This window comes from Paraburkholderia sp. Ac-20347 (assembly GCF_017104805.1).
GTDB lineage: Bacteria > Pseudomonadota > Gammaproteobacteria > Burkholderiales > Burkholderiaceae > Paraburkholderia > Paraburkholderia tropica.
On record NZ_JAAGPN010000023.1, the window covers coordinates 26,204 to 43,425 of the forward strand.

At 59.6% G+C, this 17,222-nt stretch carries 16 protein-coding genes and 1 pseudogene; 9 read left to right on the forward strand and 8 right to left on the reverse strand.

Features of this window, described 5'->3' with window-relative positions:
* Nucleotides 1-16: 16 nt before the first annotated feature.
* Together G3N97_RS07015 and G3N97_RS07020 are read right to left on the reverse strand one after the other, a co-directional pair.
* Nucleotides 17-880, reverse strand: coding sequence for an alpha/beta hydrolase (locus G3N97_RS07015; RefSeq protein ID WP_205992572.1), 864 nt, complete (start codon nucleotides 878-880; stop codon nucleotides 17-19).
* Between the two features lie 194 nt (nucleotides 881-1,074).
* Nucleotides 1,075-1,731 (reverse strand): SDR family NAD(P)-dependent oxidoreductase, encoded by a 657-nt coding sequence (locus tag G3N97_RS07020; protein WP_205992574.1) that lies wholly within the window; start codon nucleotides 1,729-1,731, stop codon nucleotides 1,075-1,077.
* 127 nt (nucleotides 1,732-1,858) lie between these two features.
* On the opposite strand from G3N97_RS07020, the gene G3N97_RS07025 reads away from it, so the two are divergent.
* From G3N97_RS07025 to G3N97_RS07035, 3 genes are all read left to right on the forward strand, one after another.
* Nucleotides 1,859-2,740, forward strand: a complete 882-nt coding sequence (locus tag G3N97_RS07025) for a LysR family transcriptional regulator (RefSeq protein ID WP_205992575.1) — start codon at nucleotides 1,859-1,861, stop codon at nucleotides 2,738-2,740.
* A gap of 205 nt (nucleotides 2,741-2,945) precedes the next feature.
* Nucleotides 2,946-4,061: an alkene reductase gene (locus G3N97_RS07030; RefSeq protein ID WP_205992576.1), complete on the forward strand. Its 1,116-nt coding sequence runs from the start codon at nucleotides 2,946-2,948 to the stop codon at nucleotides 4,059-4,061.
* Nucleotides 4,062-4,102: 41 nt separating this feature from the next.
* Complete coding sequence (locus G3N97_RS07035; RefSeq protein ID WP_205992577.1) at nucleotides 4,103-5,092, forward strand: zinc-dependent alcohol dehydrogenase family protein; 990 nt, start codon at nucleotides 4,103-4,105, stop codon at nucleotides 5,090-5,092.
* A 73-nt stretch (nucleotides 5,093-5,165) separates the two neighbouring features.
* Here G3N97_RS07035 and G3N97_RS07040 read toward each other — a convergent pair whose 3' ends face one another.
* Together G3N97_RS07040 and G3N97_RS07045 are read right to left on the reverse strand one after the other, a co-directional pair.
* Nucleotides 5,166-5,684, reverse strand: coding sequence for a DUF3916 domain-containing protein (locus G3N97_RS07040; RefSeq protein ID WP_241030439.1), 519 nt, complete (start codon nucleotides 5,682-5,684; stop codon nucleotides 5,166-5,168).
* Nucleotides 5,685-5,893: 209 nt separating this feature from the next.
* Entirely contained in the window at nucleotides 5,894-6,535 is a 642-nt protein-coding gene (locus tag G3N97_RS07045; protein ID WP_176080267.1) for a LysE family translocator, read from the reverse strand.
* A 433-nt stretch (nucleotides 6,536-6,968) separates the two neighbouring features.
* Between G3N97_RS07045 and G3N97_RS07050 the strand changes: the two genes are divergently transcribed.
* Nucleotides 6,969-7,196, forward strand: coding sequence for a hypothetical protein (locus G3N97_RS07050; RefSeq protein WP_205992578.1), 228 nt, complete (start codon nucleotides 6,969-6,971; stop codon nucleotides 7,194-7,196).
* 175 nt (nucleotides 7,197-7,371) lie between these two features.
* On the opposite strand, the gene G3N97_RS07055 is transcribed toward G3N97_RS07050, so the two are convergent.
* The 4 genes and pseudogenes from G3N97_RS07055 to G3N97_RS07070 all read right to left on the reverse strand — a co-directional run bounded on the left by G3N97_RS07055 (nucleotide 7,372) and on the right by G3N97_RS07070 (nucleotide 12,205).
* Nucleotides 7,372-7,779: a hypothetical protein gene (locus tag G3N97_RS07055; protein WP_205992579.1), complete on the reverse strand. Its 408-nt coding sequence runs from the start codon at nucleotides 7,777-7,779 to the stop codon at nucleotides 7,372-7,374.
* 153 nt (nucleotides 7,780-7,932) lie between these two features.
* Nucleotides 7,933-8,268: pseudogene (locus tag G3N97_RS07060) on the reverse strand (aldo/keto reductase); the annotation flags it as partial.
* A 199-nt stretch (nucleotides 8,269-8,467) separates the two neighbouring features.
* Entirely contained in the window at nucleotides 8,468-8,851 is a 384-nt protein-coding gene (locus G3N97_RS07065; protein WP_205992580.1) for a hypothetical protein, read from the reverse strand.
* A gap of 1,116 nt (nucleotides 8,852-9,967) precedes the next feature.
* A complete protein-coding gene (locus G3N97_RS07070) occupies nucleotides 9,968-12,205 on the reverse strand; it encodes a helix-turn-helix domain-containing protein (protein WP_205992581.1) in 2,238 nt (745 codons plus the stop codon).
* A gap of 642 nt (nucleotides 12,206-12,847) precedes the next feature.
* Between G3N97_RS07070 and G3N97_RS07075 the strand changes: the two genes are divergently transcribed.
* The 5 genes from G3N97_RS07075 (at nucleotide 12,848) to G3N97_RS07095 (ending at nucleotide 17,222) form a co-directional block, all read left to right on the forward strand.
* Nucleotides 12,848-13,828, forward strand: a complete 981-nt coding sequence (locus G3N97_RS07075) for a hypothetical protein (RefSeq protein ID WP_205992582.1) — start codon at nucleotides 12,848-12,850, stop codon at nucleotides 13,826-13,828.
* 14 nt (nucleotides 13,829-13,842) lie between these two features.
* Nucleotides 13,843-14,529: an HAD hydrolase-like protein gene (locus G3N97_RS07080; RefSeq protein WP_205992583.1), complete on the forward strand. Its 687-nt coding sequence runs from the start codon at nucleotides 13,843-13,845 to the stop codon at nucleotides 14,527-14,529.
* Nucleotides 14,530-14,717: 188 nt separating this feature from the next.
* The gene (locus G3N97_RS07085; RefSeq protein ID WP_205992584.1) at nucleotides 14,718-15,128 is read left to right on the forward strand and encodes a PEP-utilizing enzyme; all 411 of its coding nucleotides are present in this window, start codon (nucleotides 14,718-14,720) and stop codon (nucleotides 15,126-15,128) included.
* Between the two features lie 28 nt (nucleotides 15,129-15,156).
* Nucleotides 15,157-16,575 (forward strand): hypothetical protein, encoded by a 1,419-nt coding sequence (locus G3N97_RS07090; protein ID WP_205992585.1) that lies wholly within the window; start codon nucleotides 15,157-15,159, stop codon nucleotides 16,573-16,575.
* Between the two features lie 71 nt (nucleotides 16,576-16,646).
* Nucleotides 16,647-17,222, forward strand: coding sequence for a hypothetical protein (locus tag G3N97_RS07095; RefSeq protein WP_205992586.1), 576 nt, complete (start codon nucleotides 16,647-16,649; stop codon nucleotides 17,220-17,222).

The following is a 17,222-nucleotide window of genomic DNA, read 5'->3' on the forward strand; positions in this document are numbered from 1 at the left end:
GCGGCTGCGTTGGTGATTAAACGCGCGCCGGGGATTCGGCAAGAAACTGCGCGACGTGCGTCACGAAGCGCTCGGGATACTGATAGAGCGATCCGTGATTCGCGTCCGGGTAGAGAATCAGCTGAGCGTCGGGAATATGCTGCTGCAGGATCCACGAGTTGATCGAGTAGATGATCACGTCGTTGTCGCCATTCACGACCAGCGTCGGCTGAGTAATCGACTCCAGATAGGCGTACGGTTGTTCGCGCTGCGCACCCCATTTCGCGAGCGCCGCGAGTTGCGCGGGCGCGACCGAATCGTTCGCTTCGGGATCGCGATTTTCCTTGCGCTGGCGGAAGCGTTGAAGGAACGCGCGTCCGGCTGCCTGGCTCGTCTCGCTGGGCGCGAAGTGCACGCGCAACCAGAGATGATCGGGCTCGTCGTAGTGCGCGCTGAAAATTTCCGCGGCCTCCGGCGTCAGCGACGCCATGCCTTCGCCAGAACGCGGACCCGTACCGACGAGGATCAATCGGCGCACGAGTTGAGGCCGCGAAATCGCCAGCTCTTGCGCGATGAGTCCGCCCATCGAAAAGCCGAGCACGTCGACCTGTTTCAATCCCAGCGCATCGATGAAGGCGGCCGCGTTCGCCGCCATGGCTTCGATGTACTCCGGAACCGTGCCCGAACTGCTGGAAATTCCGGCGTTGTTGAAGAGAATCACTTCGCGACCTTCGGCGAGTCCGTTGGTCACGGCCGGATCCCAGTGATCCATCGTGCCGGTGAAGTGAATGTTCATCACGAGCGGCACGCCTTGCGGACGGCCGAAGCGGCGGTAGGCAAAGCGGATGCCGTTCGCTTCGACATATTGCGTGGGCGCGGTCCGGTGGAAATCGTGGTTCATGGCTGCAATCCTTTCAGTAGTGAAAACCGTCATTCAGGTTGGGCGGGTATTGCCGTTGTGCCTGGCATGTTCGCGAGTGCGTGGTCTGCTGGATCTCAATGTAGGCGCTGCGAATCACGGAATAAAAGACTTTCTGGGTAGTGGGGCATGCCTGGCAGGCATGGCGCGATGAACACGTGTTCTTCGGGCAACGGTCAGCGGTGATCGCCTGGCGTGGATGCACCGGTGATCCAGCGCGCGACGTCCGATGCGAGGAACGTGACGACGTGCTCATGTCCTTCGGGCGCGAGCGAAATCGCGTTGACACGCACACCGCGTTCGCCAAGCGCGTGCGCGAAGTGGCGAGACATCGTTTGCACTGCGCCGGTAACGGCGGATTCGGCGGCATCGGCCGGCCCACGCTTCGCCGCCGCCTGCGCCGTGCACGGCAGGAGAAACACGACGCTGCTGCCTTTGCACATGATCGGAAGTAGCTGCTGGACGAGAAAATACGGTGCACGCACGTCGAGCGCGAACTGCCGCGTGAAGTCGTCGACAGTCGAGTCGCCAGCGGCGCTGTGCGCGTGAATGCCCGCATTCGCGACGAGAATGTCGAGACGCTCGCCCACGATCGCGCGAACGCGTCGAGCCAGCCGATGCGGTCCGTCCGGAGACGCCAGGTCGGCGGCAATCGCGTCTGAGCGGCTGCCCATCGCGCGGATATCGGCCACGAGTGCCTGCGCTTGATCCGCGCTTTGACGATAGTGAACAATGACCTGAGCGCCGGCTTTCGCAAGCGCGAGCGCTGCCGCTCGGCCGCTGCCACGCGACGCGCCTGTGACGACGGCCGTCTTGCCGGTGAGCGTCTGCATCGCCTCTCCTTTCTCCGCGCGCGATTCATCGGCGCATTGCTGTTCGAAGCGAAAGATAGACGGCGCTTGCCGACGCGAAAAATACTTTATAAGCTGGGCGTCATACTTCCGGGGCATGACTGAAAACATGGAACTGCGACACCTCCGCTATTTCATCGCCGTCGCCGAAGAGGGCAGCTTGACGGTCGCGGCAGAAAGACGGTTGCATACGTCCCAGCCTCCACTGAGCCGCCAGATTCGCGATCTCGAGTATCAGGTCGGTGCGCAGCTGCTGGTGCGTAGCGCGCGTGGGATCGAGTTGACCCATGCGGGCCGCGCTTTCCTCGATCACGCACGCCTCGCGCTCGCGCAGGTCGACGCGGCGCGCGACGCTGCGCGCCGGGCCGCGAGGCCGTTCAAACCGGTGTTTGCCGTGGGCTTTCTGAGCGGTCAGGAAGTCACCTGGCTCGCCGAAGCGAGCCGCGTGCTCGCGGGCGATTTGCAGAATATCGAAATGGCGGTATCGAGCGAGCATTCCCCGGATCTCGCGGAAGGGCTCGCAACCGGACGGCTCGACGTGGCGTTCATGCGCGCCGAACCGAATCGGCCGGATGTCGAATACGTGACGGTCGCGCGCGAACCGTTCGTCGTCGTCATGCCGAGCGACCATCGGCTCACCGCGCAGAAAAAGATCGATGTTCGCGAACTGGCGAGCGAGACGTTTATCGGCGGGTCGGATGTGGCGGGTCCGATGCGCCGCGCCATCGAAATGTATCTGGCCGAGAACGACCTCGACATCGAGCCCGCTTACCGCGTCCACAATCTGACGATGGCGATGTCGCTGATTGCGTCGACGAGAGGCGTGGCGTTGCTGCCCGCTTACGCGGAAAACTTTCTGCCCTGGTCGGTGACGAGCCGCCCGCTCAAAGGCGAGCCGCCGACGATCGAACTGGTGGTCGGCTACAACCGCACCAATCGTTCGCCCACGCTCGAACTCTTCCTGTCGCGGATCGACCAGATCCGCAAATAGGTCGATACCGGGCCATGCCTCGCAGGCATGCATCCCAGCCTGGAAGGTCTTTCATTTTCTTGCCGCGAATCGCTAGATTGACCATCAGACGGCGACGCGACGAATGCGCTCCACCGAGGACCGGACAGTTTTTCCGGTGCCCCATGCCTGGAGTCGATCCCCACGAATTGCGCGCCGCAACCTTCGCAACTCTCAAGGAAAGACCATGGCACACTTGTTCACCCCGAAAAAGCTCGGCGCCTATGCGCTCTCGCATCGCGTCGTTCTGGCACCCATGACGCGTCTGCGCACCATTCAGCCCGGAGATATTCCGAGTCCGATGATGGCCGACTTCTACGGTCAGCGCGCGTCCGAAGGCGGCCTCGAAATCGTCGAAGGCGTGAGCATTTCGATGGTTGCGCGCTCGTATCTCGGCGCGGCGAGTTTCTATCACGACGGCCAGGTCGAAGGCTGGAAAGCGATCGCGAATGCGGTTCACGCCAGAGGCGGCCGGGTCTTCATGCAACTGATTCACGGCGGACGTCAAAGCCACGTCGAGATGACCGGCGGTGTCGCGCCCGTTGCGCCCTCGGTCGTGCCGTTCGAAGGCGTGGCGCTCACGAAGGACGGCTTCGTGCCGGTCTCGCCGCATCGTGCGTTGGCGATCGAGGAAATTCCGGGTGTCATCGAAGAGTTTCGCGTCGCCGCGCAGCGCGCGCTCGATGCGGGATTCGACGGTGTGGAACTGCACGGCGCGAACGGCTATCTCGTCGATCAGTTCATCCAGGACGGCAGCAACAAGCGTACGGACGCTTATGGCGGCCCGATCGAAAATCGCGTGCGCTTTCTGCGCGAGGCGGTCGAAGCGCTGATTTCGGTGTGGGGCGCGGACCGCGTGGGCGTGCGCATCTCGCCGTCCGGCGAGTGGGGCGACATTTCCGATAGCGATCCGGAAGCGACGTTCAGTCATGTTGCCCGCGTGCTCGACGCGTACAAGATTGCATATCTGCACGTGATCGAACCGCGCATCAAGGGCGACGACACGCTGCACGAAGGGCACGCGCCGGTCGCGGCGAAATACCTTCGCGAACATTTCTCCGGGCCGATCATCGCGGCCGGCGGCTTCGACGGCGAAAGCGCGGAAGCGATCGTTGCGTCAGGCGACGCGGACCTCGTTGCATTCGGCCGCCACTTTTCGTCGAATCCGGATCTGCCTTATCGACTCAAGCACAAGCTGCCGCTGACGCCTTATGTTCGCGCGGCATTCTGGGGCGGCGACGAAAAGCATTATTCGGATTTCCCCGCTTATCAAGCGGCGCAGCAGACGGAAACGGCCGCGTGAATCGCGCGGTATTCAACGATCAATCGATGCAGGAGCCAGTCATGTCCCGAACAGTCAGATTCGAAACTGCAGGCGGCCCGGACGTACTTCAGTACGTGGACGAACCGGTGCGCGACCCCAAGCCCGATGAAGTTCGCATCAAGGTGAAAGCCATCGGCATCAATCGCGCCGAATCGATGTGGCGCAACGATCAGTACATCGAGCCCGTGAAATTTCCCGCGGGGCTGGGCTACGAAGCGGCGGGCGTCGTCGATGCCGTGGGTGCGGACGTTAGCGGTTTCGCGCCCGGCGACAAGGTCAATGTCATTCCGTCATTCTCGATGAATCAGTACTTCACGTACGGCGAAGTGATCGTGGTGCCGGCTTATGCCATCACGCGGCAACCGGAGTCGTTGTCGTTCGCCGAGGCCGCATCGGTGTGGATGATGTTCGTCACCGCCTATGGCGCGCTGATCGAGGATGCGAAGGTCACCGATGGCGATTTCGTCGTGGTGCCCGCCGCATCGAGCAGCGTGGGACTGGCCGCGATCCAGATCGCGAATATGGCCGGCGCGACGTCGATTGCGTTGACGCGCAGCGCCGGCAAGCGGCAATCGTTGCTCGATGCGGGCGCCGCGCATGTGGTCGTGACCGATGAAACGGAACTTGTCGACGAGATCATGCGGATCACGGGCGGCAAGGGCGCGCGTGTCGTGTTCGATCCGGTCGCCGGGCCGAACTTCGCGAAGCTGATTTCGACGCTGTCGTTTCAGGGCATCGCGTATCTCTACGGTGCGCTCGATGAACGCGAGACCACGCTGCCCGTGCTGGAGATGATCGCCAAAATGGTGTCGGTGAAGGCGCACAACATCTGGTTGACGAGCGGTGATCCGGCGCGCCGCAACGCAGCGGTGGAATTCGTGCGCAAAGGCCTGGAAAGCGGCGCGCTCAAGCCGGTCATCGATCGTACGTTTTCATTCGACGAGATTGCGGAGGTGCATCGCTATCTGGAAACGAATGGGCAGTTCGGGAAGATTGTGGTGACGGTTTGAGGGGTGGGGCGGGGCGTTGTCATAACGGTCACTCGCAGACTGGCAATGCACGCGTCCTGCCTGCGCTTACGTTTCATCGCACTTCGCCAAAGTACCAGCATTCATACGTGTACGGGCGATCATCGTCGTCAATGACCGTGACAGTAACGCCCAATTCGGACATGCCCAATGGCAGTGACAGTTCCCATTCGCTGGATAATTTCCGGTCGCGTATGACTCGTCTTTCCCCAAAAATATTGATTTGCTCGCTGAGGTGAGCGTTGAAGTAGTCTTCCTTGAGGTAAATGCATACCTCACTCGCGAACATGTCCGGAAGGCAAATTGCGCAAAGCACGCGTATCGATCTGGCGTCGTCGGGTTTTTGGGCGAGAAGCAGCGCGGTTGCGTCTATGAGGCCTTGTGCGCACGCGCGACGCGTCGCGTTGGTAGCGCAACGCCCCTGGACAAGACTGGAAGCTACTGGGATCTTCCAGTTCCAGTAACGCTCGTCCGATGTCCAGACGTCGTGAGGCATGACGCGCGAGAGTCTTTCCGGCCACTGTCTGATAGCGCGAAGCCGACGAGCAATACCACGGAGTTTCTTTTCGGGCATGACGACTGTTTTGTCGTGTATTTGATTGCGGTGATAGGGCGAAGCATCGACGCAATGCTGCCTTATATGACCTCTGCAAATTCCACGAGGCAGATCGCTTTCCGCTCTTTTGGGAAATGGTTTGGCATATGGCTGCGAAACTGGACTGGGATCGTCCGGCGTATCGGGCAACCAGCTAAACCCGCATCAAATCCACCACCCCCAAAACCTCACTGCCGCATCAACGCCATCATCGCGCCGAAGCCGACGAACACGCCGCCCGTCACGCGATTGAACGCCTTTGCCACGCGGCGGCTCTTGAGCGTCGCGCCGATGCGCGTGCCGAAGCCCGCATAGACGAGATACCAGCTCACTTCGCAGACCGCGAAAGTCGCGACCAGCACGCCGAACTGCGGCAGCGTCGGGCGGCTCGCGTCGATGAACTGCGGCAGCAGCGCGGCGGCGAACAGGATCGCCTTCGGATTGCTGCTGGCGACGAGGAAGCCATTGCGGAACAGCGTCGCGGGCGAGCGCGCCGGGCGGGCGGCGAGCGTCTCGGCTTCGGCGTCGCTGGCGGCGTGTTCTTCGACGGGCGCGCCCCAGGCCTTCACGCCCAGATACACGAGATAGGCCGCGCCGATGAAGCGCAGCACGTTGAACATCGTCGGCCACGCCTGCAGGAACACGCCGAGTCCGGCGGCGGAAACCGCGAGCATCAGGACGAGTGCGGACAGGCAGCCGCCCATGGTCGCGCTGGTGCGGCGCAGGCCGTACTGGGCGCCGTGCGACATGATCAGCAGCATGTTGGGACCGGGGATGGCACAGACGACGAAGACCGTGGCGAGGAAAAGCCACCAGGTATGCAGGTTCATTGCGACGGCGGACGTAAGAAAAAAGTAGGCGAAACGTCGATTATGCCAGTCCGCGCGAGTCCGCTGCGACCGGCCATCTGGCCGGGATCTGTCCGATTCCGGGGCCGCAAAAGAAAAAAGCCCGCGATGAAGGCGGGCTTGAACCACGTCGATAGAGACATGGAGGAGACGAAACCAGTATAGGCAGGGCTTTGGCGAGGATCAATATTTGTCTGCAGATTTAACCGTTAACCATTGTTAAACAAGGAGATTTATGATTGCTCTGTCAGTCGGTCGCGCCCAGAATGCATCAACGCCGACGCGCTACGCGCGCGGTGCGAGCAATGGGAGAAAGGTGCGGCGGCAACGGTGTCCGTGTGCGGCCCGCGCCTCGACAGGCAGGCAGCAGGGATGGAAAGCAGTCATCGGCAATCGAGCAAACCGGAGGGGTCAAATGGGCATTCTGGACAAATTGGGTGAAGTGGCTGGCGCGGTAGCCGCGGTGGAAGCGGCCGAGAAGGTCGATCCGGACGCGGGCTTTCTGACCAAGGCGGCCGCCGCGGTCGCGGGCTTCGAAGGCGCGGGGGCGCTCGAGAACATGGTCGAAAAGAAGGAAGACGAGAAGCAGGACGAAAAGCAGGCCGACGACGGCGGCGCGCCCGCCACGGATTCGCAAACCTGAATCAGCGCGGCGATGTTTCTGCCGTGATGCGCTCCGATGCGCAGTGATTCACGGCAACCGGGAGTGACAAGCGCTCATGAGCCGCGGTCTTCGGACCGCGGTTTTTTTATGCGCGATCGATGTGCGACCGTTGTGTAAACGTTGCGTAATCTTCGATCGACCGGTTCACTCGCGCTCACTGCTTCACGAAAACAAAATCGCAGTGCCGCGTGGTCGTACGCTGGCCGCTGCCCGAAGCGGCGTCGAAATGCGCGCTCACTTCATACGTGTAAGGCGTGCGCGGATCCGGATGGCCGACGGCATACGCGGGCGAATTCGTCAGCCCATTCGCCGTGAGCGTGGAGGAACCGTCGGGCTCGATCTTGCCATCGAGCGTGAGCCAGCCGCCGCGATCCTTCACGCCATGCTCGCCATGCAGCACGCCTTGGACCACGGTGGCGGGGAATTGCCAGGTATAACTAAATGCTTTATCGGGCGCGGTCTCGCAATTGAGCGTGACGTTCCAGGTGCCGTCGAATGGACCGGCAGCCTGGGCATCGAGTGCGTATCCGAGTGAAATTACGCAGGCGCCCAGTATCGCCATAGCGCTGGTCGTCCTCGTCCTGTTCCGCAGCCTGTTCATCGCCGCTTCTCCGGTTTCGCGCCGCCATCGCGCCAAACCCGGTCTCACGCAAGGCGCATTCCCGCGTGCAGGCTCACGCGGGTCGCCTCAATTCATACGATCAGTGCTGGCGATTCACGCAGACGTTTTGCCGATCGCATCGAGTTGCGCGAGCACCTCCGCGCTCAGTTCGAGGTCCTGCGCGCGCAGGTTTTCGCGCAGATGCGCTCGCGACGACGTACCCGGAATCAGCAGGATATTCGGCGCGCGGTGCAGCAGCCAGGCGAGCGCGACGCTCATCGGCGTGGCGTCGAGCGATTGCGCGAGGGTCGAGAGCGCCGTCGACTGGATCGGCGTGAAACCGCCGAGCGGAAAGAACGGCACCCACGCGATGCCGCGCGCGGCGAGCGCGTCGACGAAGGCGTCGTCGGCGCGATTGACGAGGTTGTAGTGGTTCTGCACGCCAACCACTACTCTATGGCTTAAATCCTTTATCTACAAGGGTTTCATCGATTTCGCCCAAGGGCGCGGCTAGGCTTTGCCATCAATTTGCCAACGAGCGTTTTCGCTGGCGCGACGGTTGGTCTGCCCGCTTGGACTAAGGTTCAACTAGCGATTTATGCTACGCGTCCTTGTTGGCCGTCCGCTCTCCGTGACAGCAACGGAGGGACTAGTCGCAATGCAGCCGGATCGGCTCGCCCTTGGCAATCGCGCGGTCAATCCGTTGCGCTTGTATGTGGAGCAGTCGCGCTTCACGTTGGAGCTCGGCGCGACGATGCGGTGGGCAATTCTCCAGCTTGCGTGCGATTTCCACCGCTCGGGCGGCAACGGACCTCGCGACGATTCCTGCCTGCCAGTTCCGGTAACTGGTTGTCAGCCAGAGCGGAATAGGTCCGTCAAAGGCATCGGGCGGTGGAAAGACGCCAGTGCGAATGCGGTTTGTTAACGTCTCGTCTGAAATACTGCAGAGTGTCAGAAGGTGACCCCGACGCAAAAACGCGTGCGGGTTTTCGACAAGACCCGTTGGGACGGGCAGTGGCTTGGAGTGGGACACGATTTCGGCTCCTGCTCACTGAGCAGCACTACCTCGTAGCGCTCGGAGTCGGCGATAGATTGTTCAGAATCCACCGGCCCAGCCCCATAACCCAGTAGAAGCCCCCGACACTGTTGCCAATATGGCTCTTTTCTAGAGGATATATACAGGCGGCGTGATAATCCGTCAATACTGCGGCGCAAGCGATTCAATCACCTCCGGTGCTTGAATTGCTGCAGCGGTTAGTCTGGTTGAACTCAACCGTCCTGCAGAGTCGGAAGATTCCCGGCACGGAGCCGCGTGCAATCATGGGGACAGAGTTGTGAAGATCTCTCAGCTTTTACTGGTCAAAACTCAAACCGGTAACGTTTCAAAGAAACAGGAGCGGAGCGGCCTCTTTATTCCGCCATGGAAAGTCGATGGATGTGAGACGCGATGAAGCCGAGTCGTGCACGAAAAATCCCCAATAGTCCGGAAGTTCGTCAATTTCGGCGCCAAACGCTACGCGAACCGTGGACCCGGCTACTGGCGCCCCAACTCGCTCCCGCGTTCCTCAACTGAGGCAGCGGCCTTCGTCATTTTCGTGCTTTGGCCTTAAGACTCGCGACAAGGCCTCGCGGCTGCTAAGACTATATTTCCCGGTTAAACCGATGAAATTCCACTTGGACAATTTGAGAGTGGGGAAAGGCAGAATTGGCGAATGGTAATCACCCGCACAGAGGCAACCCGTATAGAGGCTCGGGATTTCCGTAGCCTGAAAGAGTGGGGACCCCCACGTGGTGCGGTTGTCGCAGGTCCAAGTTTGAGATTCATCTAGGGGGAGTCTCTTGATAGACAGGTGTCACTGCGGTGCAGGCCCCTCGTTTCAGAGCTGAGGCGAATCAATGATGTAACACTTGCGATGGGCTCGTGCGGGCGGGGAGACCGGCGTCGATGCGACGCTAGCTGTGCTCGAGCGGTGAGAGTCAGATGCGGCGTTCTGCGGGAGGGAAACTGCCATAAGCCATTGGGGCTCTCCGTAAGCAGGTACTCGCATTGAAATGGAAGTGTTCCGATGCATCTGCAAGGGAAGCCAATACAATCGGCCGGTCCGCAATAAATCGACGTGCTGTCAGACGCCGAATTGACGCTCTCGCCTCATGATGGTTCGGCGGACTCGCGACGGATCATCTGCATGCGAAGTGCAATATCGACCATCATCCGATTCTCGTGACACCGTAGATCCATCCCGCTGAGTTGTTCAAACTGGGTCAGCCGGTACCGAACGGTCTTTTGATGGACGTGCAGCGCCGATGCTGTGGCCTGCAATGAACAATCCGAATCGAAATAGGTGCGCAGGGTTTTGGCCAGGGCCTGCTTGTGTCTGCGGTCATACTCAACTGCATCACCAAGGATTGCGCCAACGAGCCCTTCAAGGTTGTTGTCGTGGCGGATGGAAAGGAGGAGACCGAGGACGCCGAGTTCATCGGAAATTGCGATATTTTCGTTGCTGAACTTCGTTGCGCCGAGGAGCGCTATTGCTGCTTCACGATGCGAGGCGCGAAAGTCGCCGCTGCCGCCGCTCACGGAACTCACACCCCACATCGGACAGAAGCCTGAAATAGAGGCTGCCATGTTTTTCCTGGTCGCATCCAGGGCGATTCGAATCTCGTCGGTATTCTTTCCGCTGACCAGCGCGATCAGTAAATTGCCGCGCACGGTGAGTAACCGCAGCCCGGCCAGTTCCAGGCCCTTCGTGCAACAATCTAACGCGATTCGCCGGTTGCGCTCAGCCGTGCTGGCGTCCCATCCCTCGGCACGAGCGAGTTCATCGAGTTGTTCGAGGGAGCAGTGGAGAACGCGATGTGGACCGTTCAGCTCGATGCTCAGGCCTTTGGCGCGGGAAGCGGCCGCAAGCCTAACCTTTGGCTCACCTTCCAGGAGATCCCACAAAATCTCGCTGCTGACCTCAGCACGCGCAAGCATTGCGGCTCGGCTTTCCAGATAGCTCAGGGCGCAGGCTATGACGCCTGATCTTAGCGCCATGTCAGCGATTTCGTTCGGTTCGGTGTCCGACACAATGGTGGCCCAGCCGACACGCTCTCCCGATACGACAATTGGTTGTGCGTGGAACCACAGGCTATCGACAACGGCGCGACGATCGCTCGAAGTCTCCCGGGCGTCGCGAAGCAATCCTGCGATTTTTGGAATCAGCGTCACTGCCTTCTGGCTCATTGCACATGTCGTCATGGGCTGCAATTCCTCATTGACGATAGAGACCTCTGCCTCGGAATACCGCCCGATGACCCTGGCGATCCCGTCGATCCCCTCACCAGCAAGAATCGTTTCGATCATGGATTGCTGAATATCGGCTGACTGACCAAAAGCACTATTCTGGTTCTTGAGCTGACGGTTTGCTGCCGCTAGCTGCTCGACTGCGTTCTGCTGTGTTTCGTAAAGCCGCGCATTCTGGATCGCAATTGCTACCAGATCGGCCAGCGCCGAAATTCTCCTGACGTCCCGATCTGAAAACGTGGATTTTCGACGTCGCCAGACTTCCAGTACGCCAACGACTTCGTCATGGACCTTGAGCGGGGCGGCCAGAGCGGAATAGGCATGCTCGAGCCTGGCCAGGTCCATATAGTCCGGGCTGATGGTATTGTCGCGAACGTATTCATCGACCCGCACAGCCTCACCCGTCTCGAACACGCGGCCAGCGACCCCGCGACCCTTCTTCATTCGCAGTTGGGCGGTCTCGATGCGCAGGTTGCCGACGCAACTGCGCATTACCACCTCGTCTTCTTCCCTCAGGAAGACACCGCAGATGTTCGAGGAGAGTAGCCGCAGCGTCTCGTGTGTTGCGCACGAAAGAACCTGGTTAAGTTCGCGAGCAGAAAGCGTTTCCCGCACGACGCTCTGCAATCCACTGATTTCATCGAGCACGGCCACGACGGCTCGTCCCCGACTGGCCGCCGCAGAGGCCAGGGTGAACGCCGACGCGAGCAGGTGCAGGTTTTCCGCCTGCTCGTCCGTGGGCGAAAAGCAAGGCAGAAAGATTGCCTCAAAGCCTGGTGATAGAGGAACAAAGCAACCGTAGCTTCCAATCGAAATCCTGCTGTCGTCTCTCAGAAGGTCTTCTATGCCGGATTCAAGAAGCTTGCCGTTCTCACCGGTCAGCGCAGATTGAGCTATCCATTCCCCCTGGTTCCTCCGGAGCACGACCGAAGACGTCGCCCCCGTGCTCGCCCGTACAAGGTCAAGCGCAAGGGCGGTCACCGACTCCGTGCCTTCCAGCACGGCGCCGGAGAGGGTATCGAGCGCCGTTTGCAACGTAAAAATCTGCGGTGCACCGGTCTGGGCGGTTGCGATGACCGCGTGTCCGTCAGAAGTATCCATTCTTCGCTCCACCACGATCCTTTTTACGCTGCGACGCAGCAAAACAGGGCTTTGGTCAGTAGTCTCCTGTATCGCTGACGTTCAGTCGTCATCCTATTAGCGTTTTCCCGAATGAATGTCTGGTCTGTGCGCGCGAGAGACATTTGCCGCACGGATTCGTCGATGCTTTGTCTCTCGGAGACAAAATGAGGCCGATGATCCTGCTGCGTGGGCTATACGGATCGCCCGTGGGTCTGGCTATCATGGGTTCAACGGTGGATTACGCAAAGCGCACGCAGCAAGTATCTCGGCTTGTGTAACCGGCCTGCGGCGGCAGCAGGCGGCGTGGAGAGACACTCATGAAAGGCTACTCACTGCGGCAAAGCATAGACAAATGCTTTTCGCCGTCACAACGAGGCGAAATTCGCGTGACGCGGTTTCGTCAAGGCGCGAGGGGCGGTCAGAGTGGTGTGATCGTCCGTCTGCTAGGTCCAGCGGATCCGATTGAGTTGCTCTTCTTTCGGCACGACGACGGAACCTGGCGACTCTTCCCCGCAACTGCAACGCGGCCAACAATGAGCGCGTATGGCTGGGCCGCAAGCTGACCAGGGTCGGCGACTGGAGCCAGCCCAGCGCAAACTAACTTCAACGGACGGAGGGACAATGATCAAGGCTGAAGACGCACAGTTTCACGTGGCCGACGCGGACAAACCGAACTGGGCCGAGACGAACTACTTCGGTTTTTATTCTGCGGAAGCGAACATCAACGTCGGCGTCTATGCACTTTTCCGGCCGAACCTCGGAATTGTCAACTCGACCATCAGTATCAACTCGCGTCGTGCAATGACACCGTGGCACGCAGACTTCAACGACCTGCAGTCTCACCTCCCGATTCCCGAGCCGCGCAATCTGCTCGACTATCGCCTGGCCAACGGGTTGAGCGTGAAATGTCTGGAGCCGAATATGGTCTGGACGATCGACTATGACGACGGTCAGCAAACCGAGATCCACGTCAAGTACACGGCGCTGATGGCGCCGTTCGACATTCACGATCCGGAAATGGATCCGGTCGTGGCGGCCCAGAAGGATGCAGGAAAATTCGCCTGGGGCACGGCGTACAACGGCCATTTCGACCAGACCGGCCGTGTGACTGGCTACATTGTGTTGCGTGGCAAGCGTTATGAAATTGATTGTGTGTCCACCATGGATCATAGCTGGGGGCCTCGCCCCGAGCGCGGTGCGCCGAACATGAGCTGGCTTCACGCACATTTTTCAGAGCGCTTTGCCATGCACGCCATCTTTTCGTTCGACGAGAACGAAGGGGGCAAGAAACTGTCGCTGAGTCACGGGTACGTGCTGCAGGATGGAAAGATATATGGGCTCAAGGCCGGCACCGGCAACACGATCCGCGTGCATGACCGTTATCCGGAACACATCCAGTTGGCTGTGACGGATAGCGATGAGCGGACGTGGGAGTTTCGCGGCGATGCGACAACAACGTTTCCATGGCAGTGCTGGCCCAACATGGTTGCGTTCAACACGCTCACGAAATGGCATTGCCAGGGTGAGACGGGTTTCGGCGAAGTCATGGACTTCTTCGAGGTGCCCTCGTTGACGCGTTTGAACTCAGACAACCGGGGGTAGTTGTGTCGCTGCGCATGATTCTGTTCGACCTCGACGGGACTCTCGTACAGACGAGGGAAGCGTCGTGGCGGGTGTTCGAGAAGGTGAACCGACGGTTTGACCTGGGCGTCAATTCGCCGGAGGCGTTCTACGCACTGTCCGAAGTCAACCTCTTCGCTGGCCTGCGTGAGAAGTGTGGTGACGATGAAAGGGCAAGGGAGGTCACGGACTTCTTCTTTCATCTCCTGCTGAGCGAGTACCGCCCCCCCATTATTCCCGGAATGCGCAGCGTCGTGAAAACCCTGGCGGCAGAATTTCCGCTGTCGGTCGTTTCTTCGAATGCGATGGGTGCCATCCGTCACGTGCTGGACGACGCTGGCCTGACACACTGTTTTGGTCATGTCTTTTCGGGTGACGTCGAACCGGACAAGGAGAAGGCGATACAGAAAGTGCTGGGTGATCCAAGCTATGGACTGGGCAGGCGAGGAACGCCCGAATACGACGAAACAGGCGGTCATCATTCCGGCGATGTTGTGCTGATCACGGACACCGTCGGTGACGTCAAGGCGGCGATGGCAGCCGGCGCTCGTGCAGTGGGCGTTTCCTGGGGCATGCACACCGCCGCGCAGCTCCAGAGTGCGGGTGCGGAATTTGTAGCGATCTGGCCCGAGGAGTTACTGATTCATTTCCGCGAGAGCGGTGGTGGTGCACGGCACGGTTGAAGAGCAGGAACACTGATGAACCTCGCAGCCGGATGGCAATTTCCGTAAAACAGACCGTAATTTTTGTCGGCGAGAGCTAAAGAGCCGGAACAAGGAAGCGCCTAAGATTCATTTCGAAATGGCAGTGACTGGATGTGATGACAACAGTTGGTTAAAGAGCACCTTGGTGCCGTGAACAGGAGACAGCGATGACCGTAGTTGCAGAAGGCTTTAACGCGTTCGAAACGGAGAAGGAGCCGAGTGGGACGGTGGTTTACCTCCCGGATCCGCAGTCGGTGGTGAAGTTGATCCAGAGCGGCAAGCTCAAGGACCACATCCTTCTCGTGCGCGGTGGCACCACAACGTTTCTCGCACCCGCGCTTTCTATGGGGGCGATCGGGGTGATTACGATGTCAGGCGCACCTGAGTCACACCTCGGGATTCTTTCGCGCGAATTCCAGATTCCCTGCATCATGACCGCCCACCTCAAGAGCAGCGATTCCCGCTACGAGGTCGGCAATACCGGTCAGGCGCACTTTGACGAGATCGTCAAGGAACTCAGCGGCAAGCAGGTGACGCTGAAGTGCGGGAACCCCGAAGTCGGTCAGATCGTTCTGTAACGCGACGGAAACCATACAGGAGACGACAATGGATCAGCTGCGAAAGAGCATATACAAAAAGCGCTACGAGAAGGACGACGACGGGCTTCGCTTTCAGACGCTGCTTTACGCCGGGAACTACACCGGCTTGCCGCCTGTTCCGGACGGCATCGCGGGCGACCGCGCAATGCGCGCGCGCATGAAAACAGACGTTCTCGAGAAGGTCACGCGCGAAGACGTGCTGAAGCCTGAATTCACCATCGACGAACTCAACGACCTGAACAACTATTTTGCCTGGAACATCTGGGACGTGCTCGTCATGCGCGCGACGGAAGGTGTGTCGGGCATGATCCCGCGTCAGGAGTACGAGATCCTCGCATTCATGCAGGAGTTCTACCGCTACCCGGAATTCATGCGGCTGATTACCGATGAGCTTGGCGCGCAAGGCGTGATGGACATTGGAGCGAGCGCCCGGACGGAAATCGGAACGAAGATCAACTGCGTGCACGACTGGTGTCTTGGTGCGGTGGCCTTTGGCATGGGGCGTTGCGGGCTGCTTGCGCTCGAAGCCATCGGCCCGGATGAGTATGTCGAGGAAAGCAATACCATCCTGAAGTTCGCTCAACGGGTGCTGTGGGGCAAGCGGCAGGACGGCTACATCCTGAACTCCCAGGATCGTTACCGTTGCCAGATCCACGAACCCGAACTCATCGACCGGCTGGTCAACGAGGTCGAGTACTTCGAGCGTGACTCCGACACGTACAAGGAGCTGACGGCCTTTAATGCTGCAGCCGAACTGCTCGCATTCTTCGATCATTACGACTGCCGGCTGGGTCTGGGCGACACCGGTCCCTATGAGCTGAAGGATGGCAAAATCCTCATTATCCGCGATCTGTTCGTGAACGAGGACGTCTATCACTGGAGCGATGTGTGCGAGGACCTGCCGCATTGCTATACGCTGGCGCTGGTCATTGATCCGGACCAGATGGGTCTCGAGGAGATCCGGGTCAACGACATCTCGACCACCTTCACGGTTCCCAAGAATTACGTGCCCGCAATCTGTGGCGCGGCGGTCTTCGTGCGCCAGGCCTGGGATACCTCGATGGGCGAAGTCTATCCCGTTGCCATCAAGGATCTGTCGTCGCACCTCGAGAAGATCAAGGAGGCGACGTTCAAGCTCTACAAGAAGACGCTGAAGATGCCGCGCCGTGAGCTCTGCACCAACGGCATCTATAGCTACTACGTTGGCATGATCCTCCCCCATCTGCGCAAAGCGGGTCTTTATGACCATGTCAATGAGAAGATGAACTTCTGGGAGCTGGACCAGCGCGTGTCCAACTACTACTACGAGATCACGAAGCGCAACTTCGTACAGTCGGTGGTGCCGCAGAAAATCTTCTCGGGGCAGGGGTATCTGCCGTTCTCTGAGAAGGCGGACATCCGGCATTCGAAGTACGCCTGGCTTTGACACCATGATCTGACAGTAACCGGCGGAACACCGGTAGTAGAGGCTCCGCCGGAATAACCCGGAGAGACGTAATGTTGACGGAAACCGCATTCCTGGTCCTCAACGCCTTGTATCTGAAGAAGATGGCAAACTTTGCCGCGCTGGTCAAATGCGTGCGCCTGCCGGAAGCCGATGTACAGGAAGCCCTGAACGACGCCGTCGAACAAGGGGATGCCATGGATCTGAACGGGGAATATCTCCTGGACGTGCCGGGGCGACGCGCAGTGCTTGAGTACTACAGCAGCACGTATCTGCCGAAGCGCGCGGCAGTGTCGGATTGGTATGAGCGATTTGAAACACTGAACAGCCAGTTTCTGAAGCTGGTAAGCGAATTTCAGACATCTGATGGCGACGCACGTGTCCTCGCTCAACTAATGAAGGTCGTCGAGCGCCAGATTACCGCGTTACGGAAAATCGAAAGTGATATTCCGCGATACGGCGTCTATGCTGACCGGTTTGCCACCGCGATGGAACGGGTTGATCTGGGCGACAAATCATTCGTCACGAACCCGCGGGCGGATTCGATCCATAACATCTGGTTTGAATTTCATGAGGACATCCTTGCCGTTGTTGGTCGTCCCCGTGAGACTGTTGAGGATGTGCACTGA

Excerpts from the sequence above, each read along its gene's own strand:
- G3N97_RS07050 (WP_205992578.1), top strand. The coding sequence starts at position 6,969 with ATGGGCATTCTGGACAAATTGGGTGAAGTGGCTGGCGCGGTAGCCGCG.
- G3N97_RS07015 (WP_205992572.1), bottom strand. The coding sequence starts at position 880 with ATGAACCACGATTTCCACCGGACCGCGCCCACGCAATATGTCGAAGCG.
- G3N97_RS07040 (WP_241030439.1), bottom strand. The coding sequence starts at position 5,684 with ATGCCCGAAAAGAAACTCCGTGGTATTGCTCGTCGGCTTCGCGCTATC.
- G3N97_RS07020 (WP_205992574.1), bottom strand. The coding sequence starts at position 1,731 with ATGCAGACGCTCACCGGCAAGACGGCCGTCGTCACAGGCGCGTCGCGT.
- G3N97_RS07030 (WP_205992576.1), top strand. The coding sequence starts at position 2,946 with ATGGCACACTTGTTCACCCCGAAAAAGCTCGGCGCCTATGCGCTCTCG.
- G3N97_RS07095 (WP_205992586.1), top strand. The coding sequence starts at position 16,647 with ATGTTGACGGAAACCGCATTCCTGGTCCTCAACGCCTTGTATCTGAAG.
- G3N97_RS07085 (WP_205992584.1), top strand. The coding sequence starts at position 14,718 with ATGACCGTAGTTGCAGAAGGCTTTAACGCGTTCGAAACGGAGAAGGAG.
- G3N97_RS07075 (WP_205992582.1), top strand. The coding sequence starts at position 12,848 with ATGATCAAGGCTGAAGACGCACAGTTTCACGTGGCCGACGCGGACAAA.
- G3N97_RS07035 (WP_205992577.1), top strand. The coding sequence starts at position 4,103 with ATGTCCCGAACAGTCAGATTCGAAACTGCAGGCGGCCCGGACGTACTT.
- G3N97_RS07090 (WP_205992585.1), top strand. The coding sequence starts at position 15,157 with ATGGATCAGCTGCGAAAGAGCATATACAAAAAGCGCTACGAGAAGGAC.
- G3N97_RS07025 (WP_205992575.1), top strand. The coding sequence starts at position 1,859 with ATGGAACTGCGACACCTCCGCTATTTCATCGCCGTCGCCGAAGAGGGC.
- G3N97_RS07070 (WP_205992581.1), bottom strand. The coding sequence starts at position 12,205 with ATGGATACTTCTGACGGACACGCGGTCATCGCAACCGCCCAGACCGGT.
- G3N97_RS07080 (WP_205992583.1), top strand. The coding sequence starts at position 13,843 with ATGATTCTGTTCGACCTCGACGGGACTCTCGTACAGACGAGGGAAGCG.
- G3N97_RS07045 (WP_176080267.1), bottom strand. The coding sequence starts at position 6,535 with ATGAACCTGCATACCTGGTGGCTTTTCCTCGCCACGGTCTTCGTCGTC.
- G3N97_RS07055 (WP_205992579.1), bottom strand. The coding sequence starts at position 7,779 with ATGGCGATACTGGGCGCCTGCGTAATTTCACTCGGATACGCACTCGAT.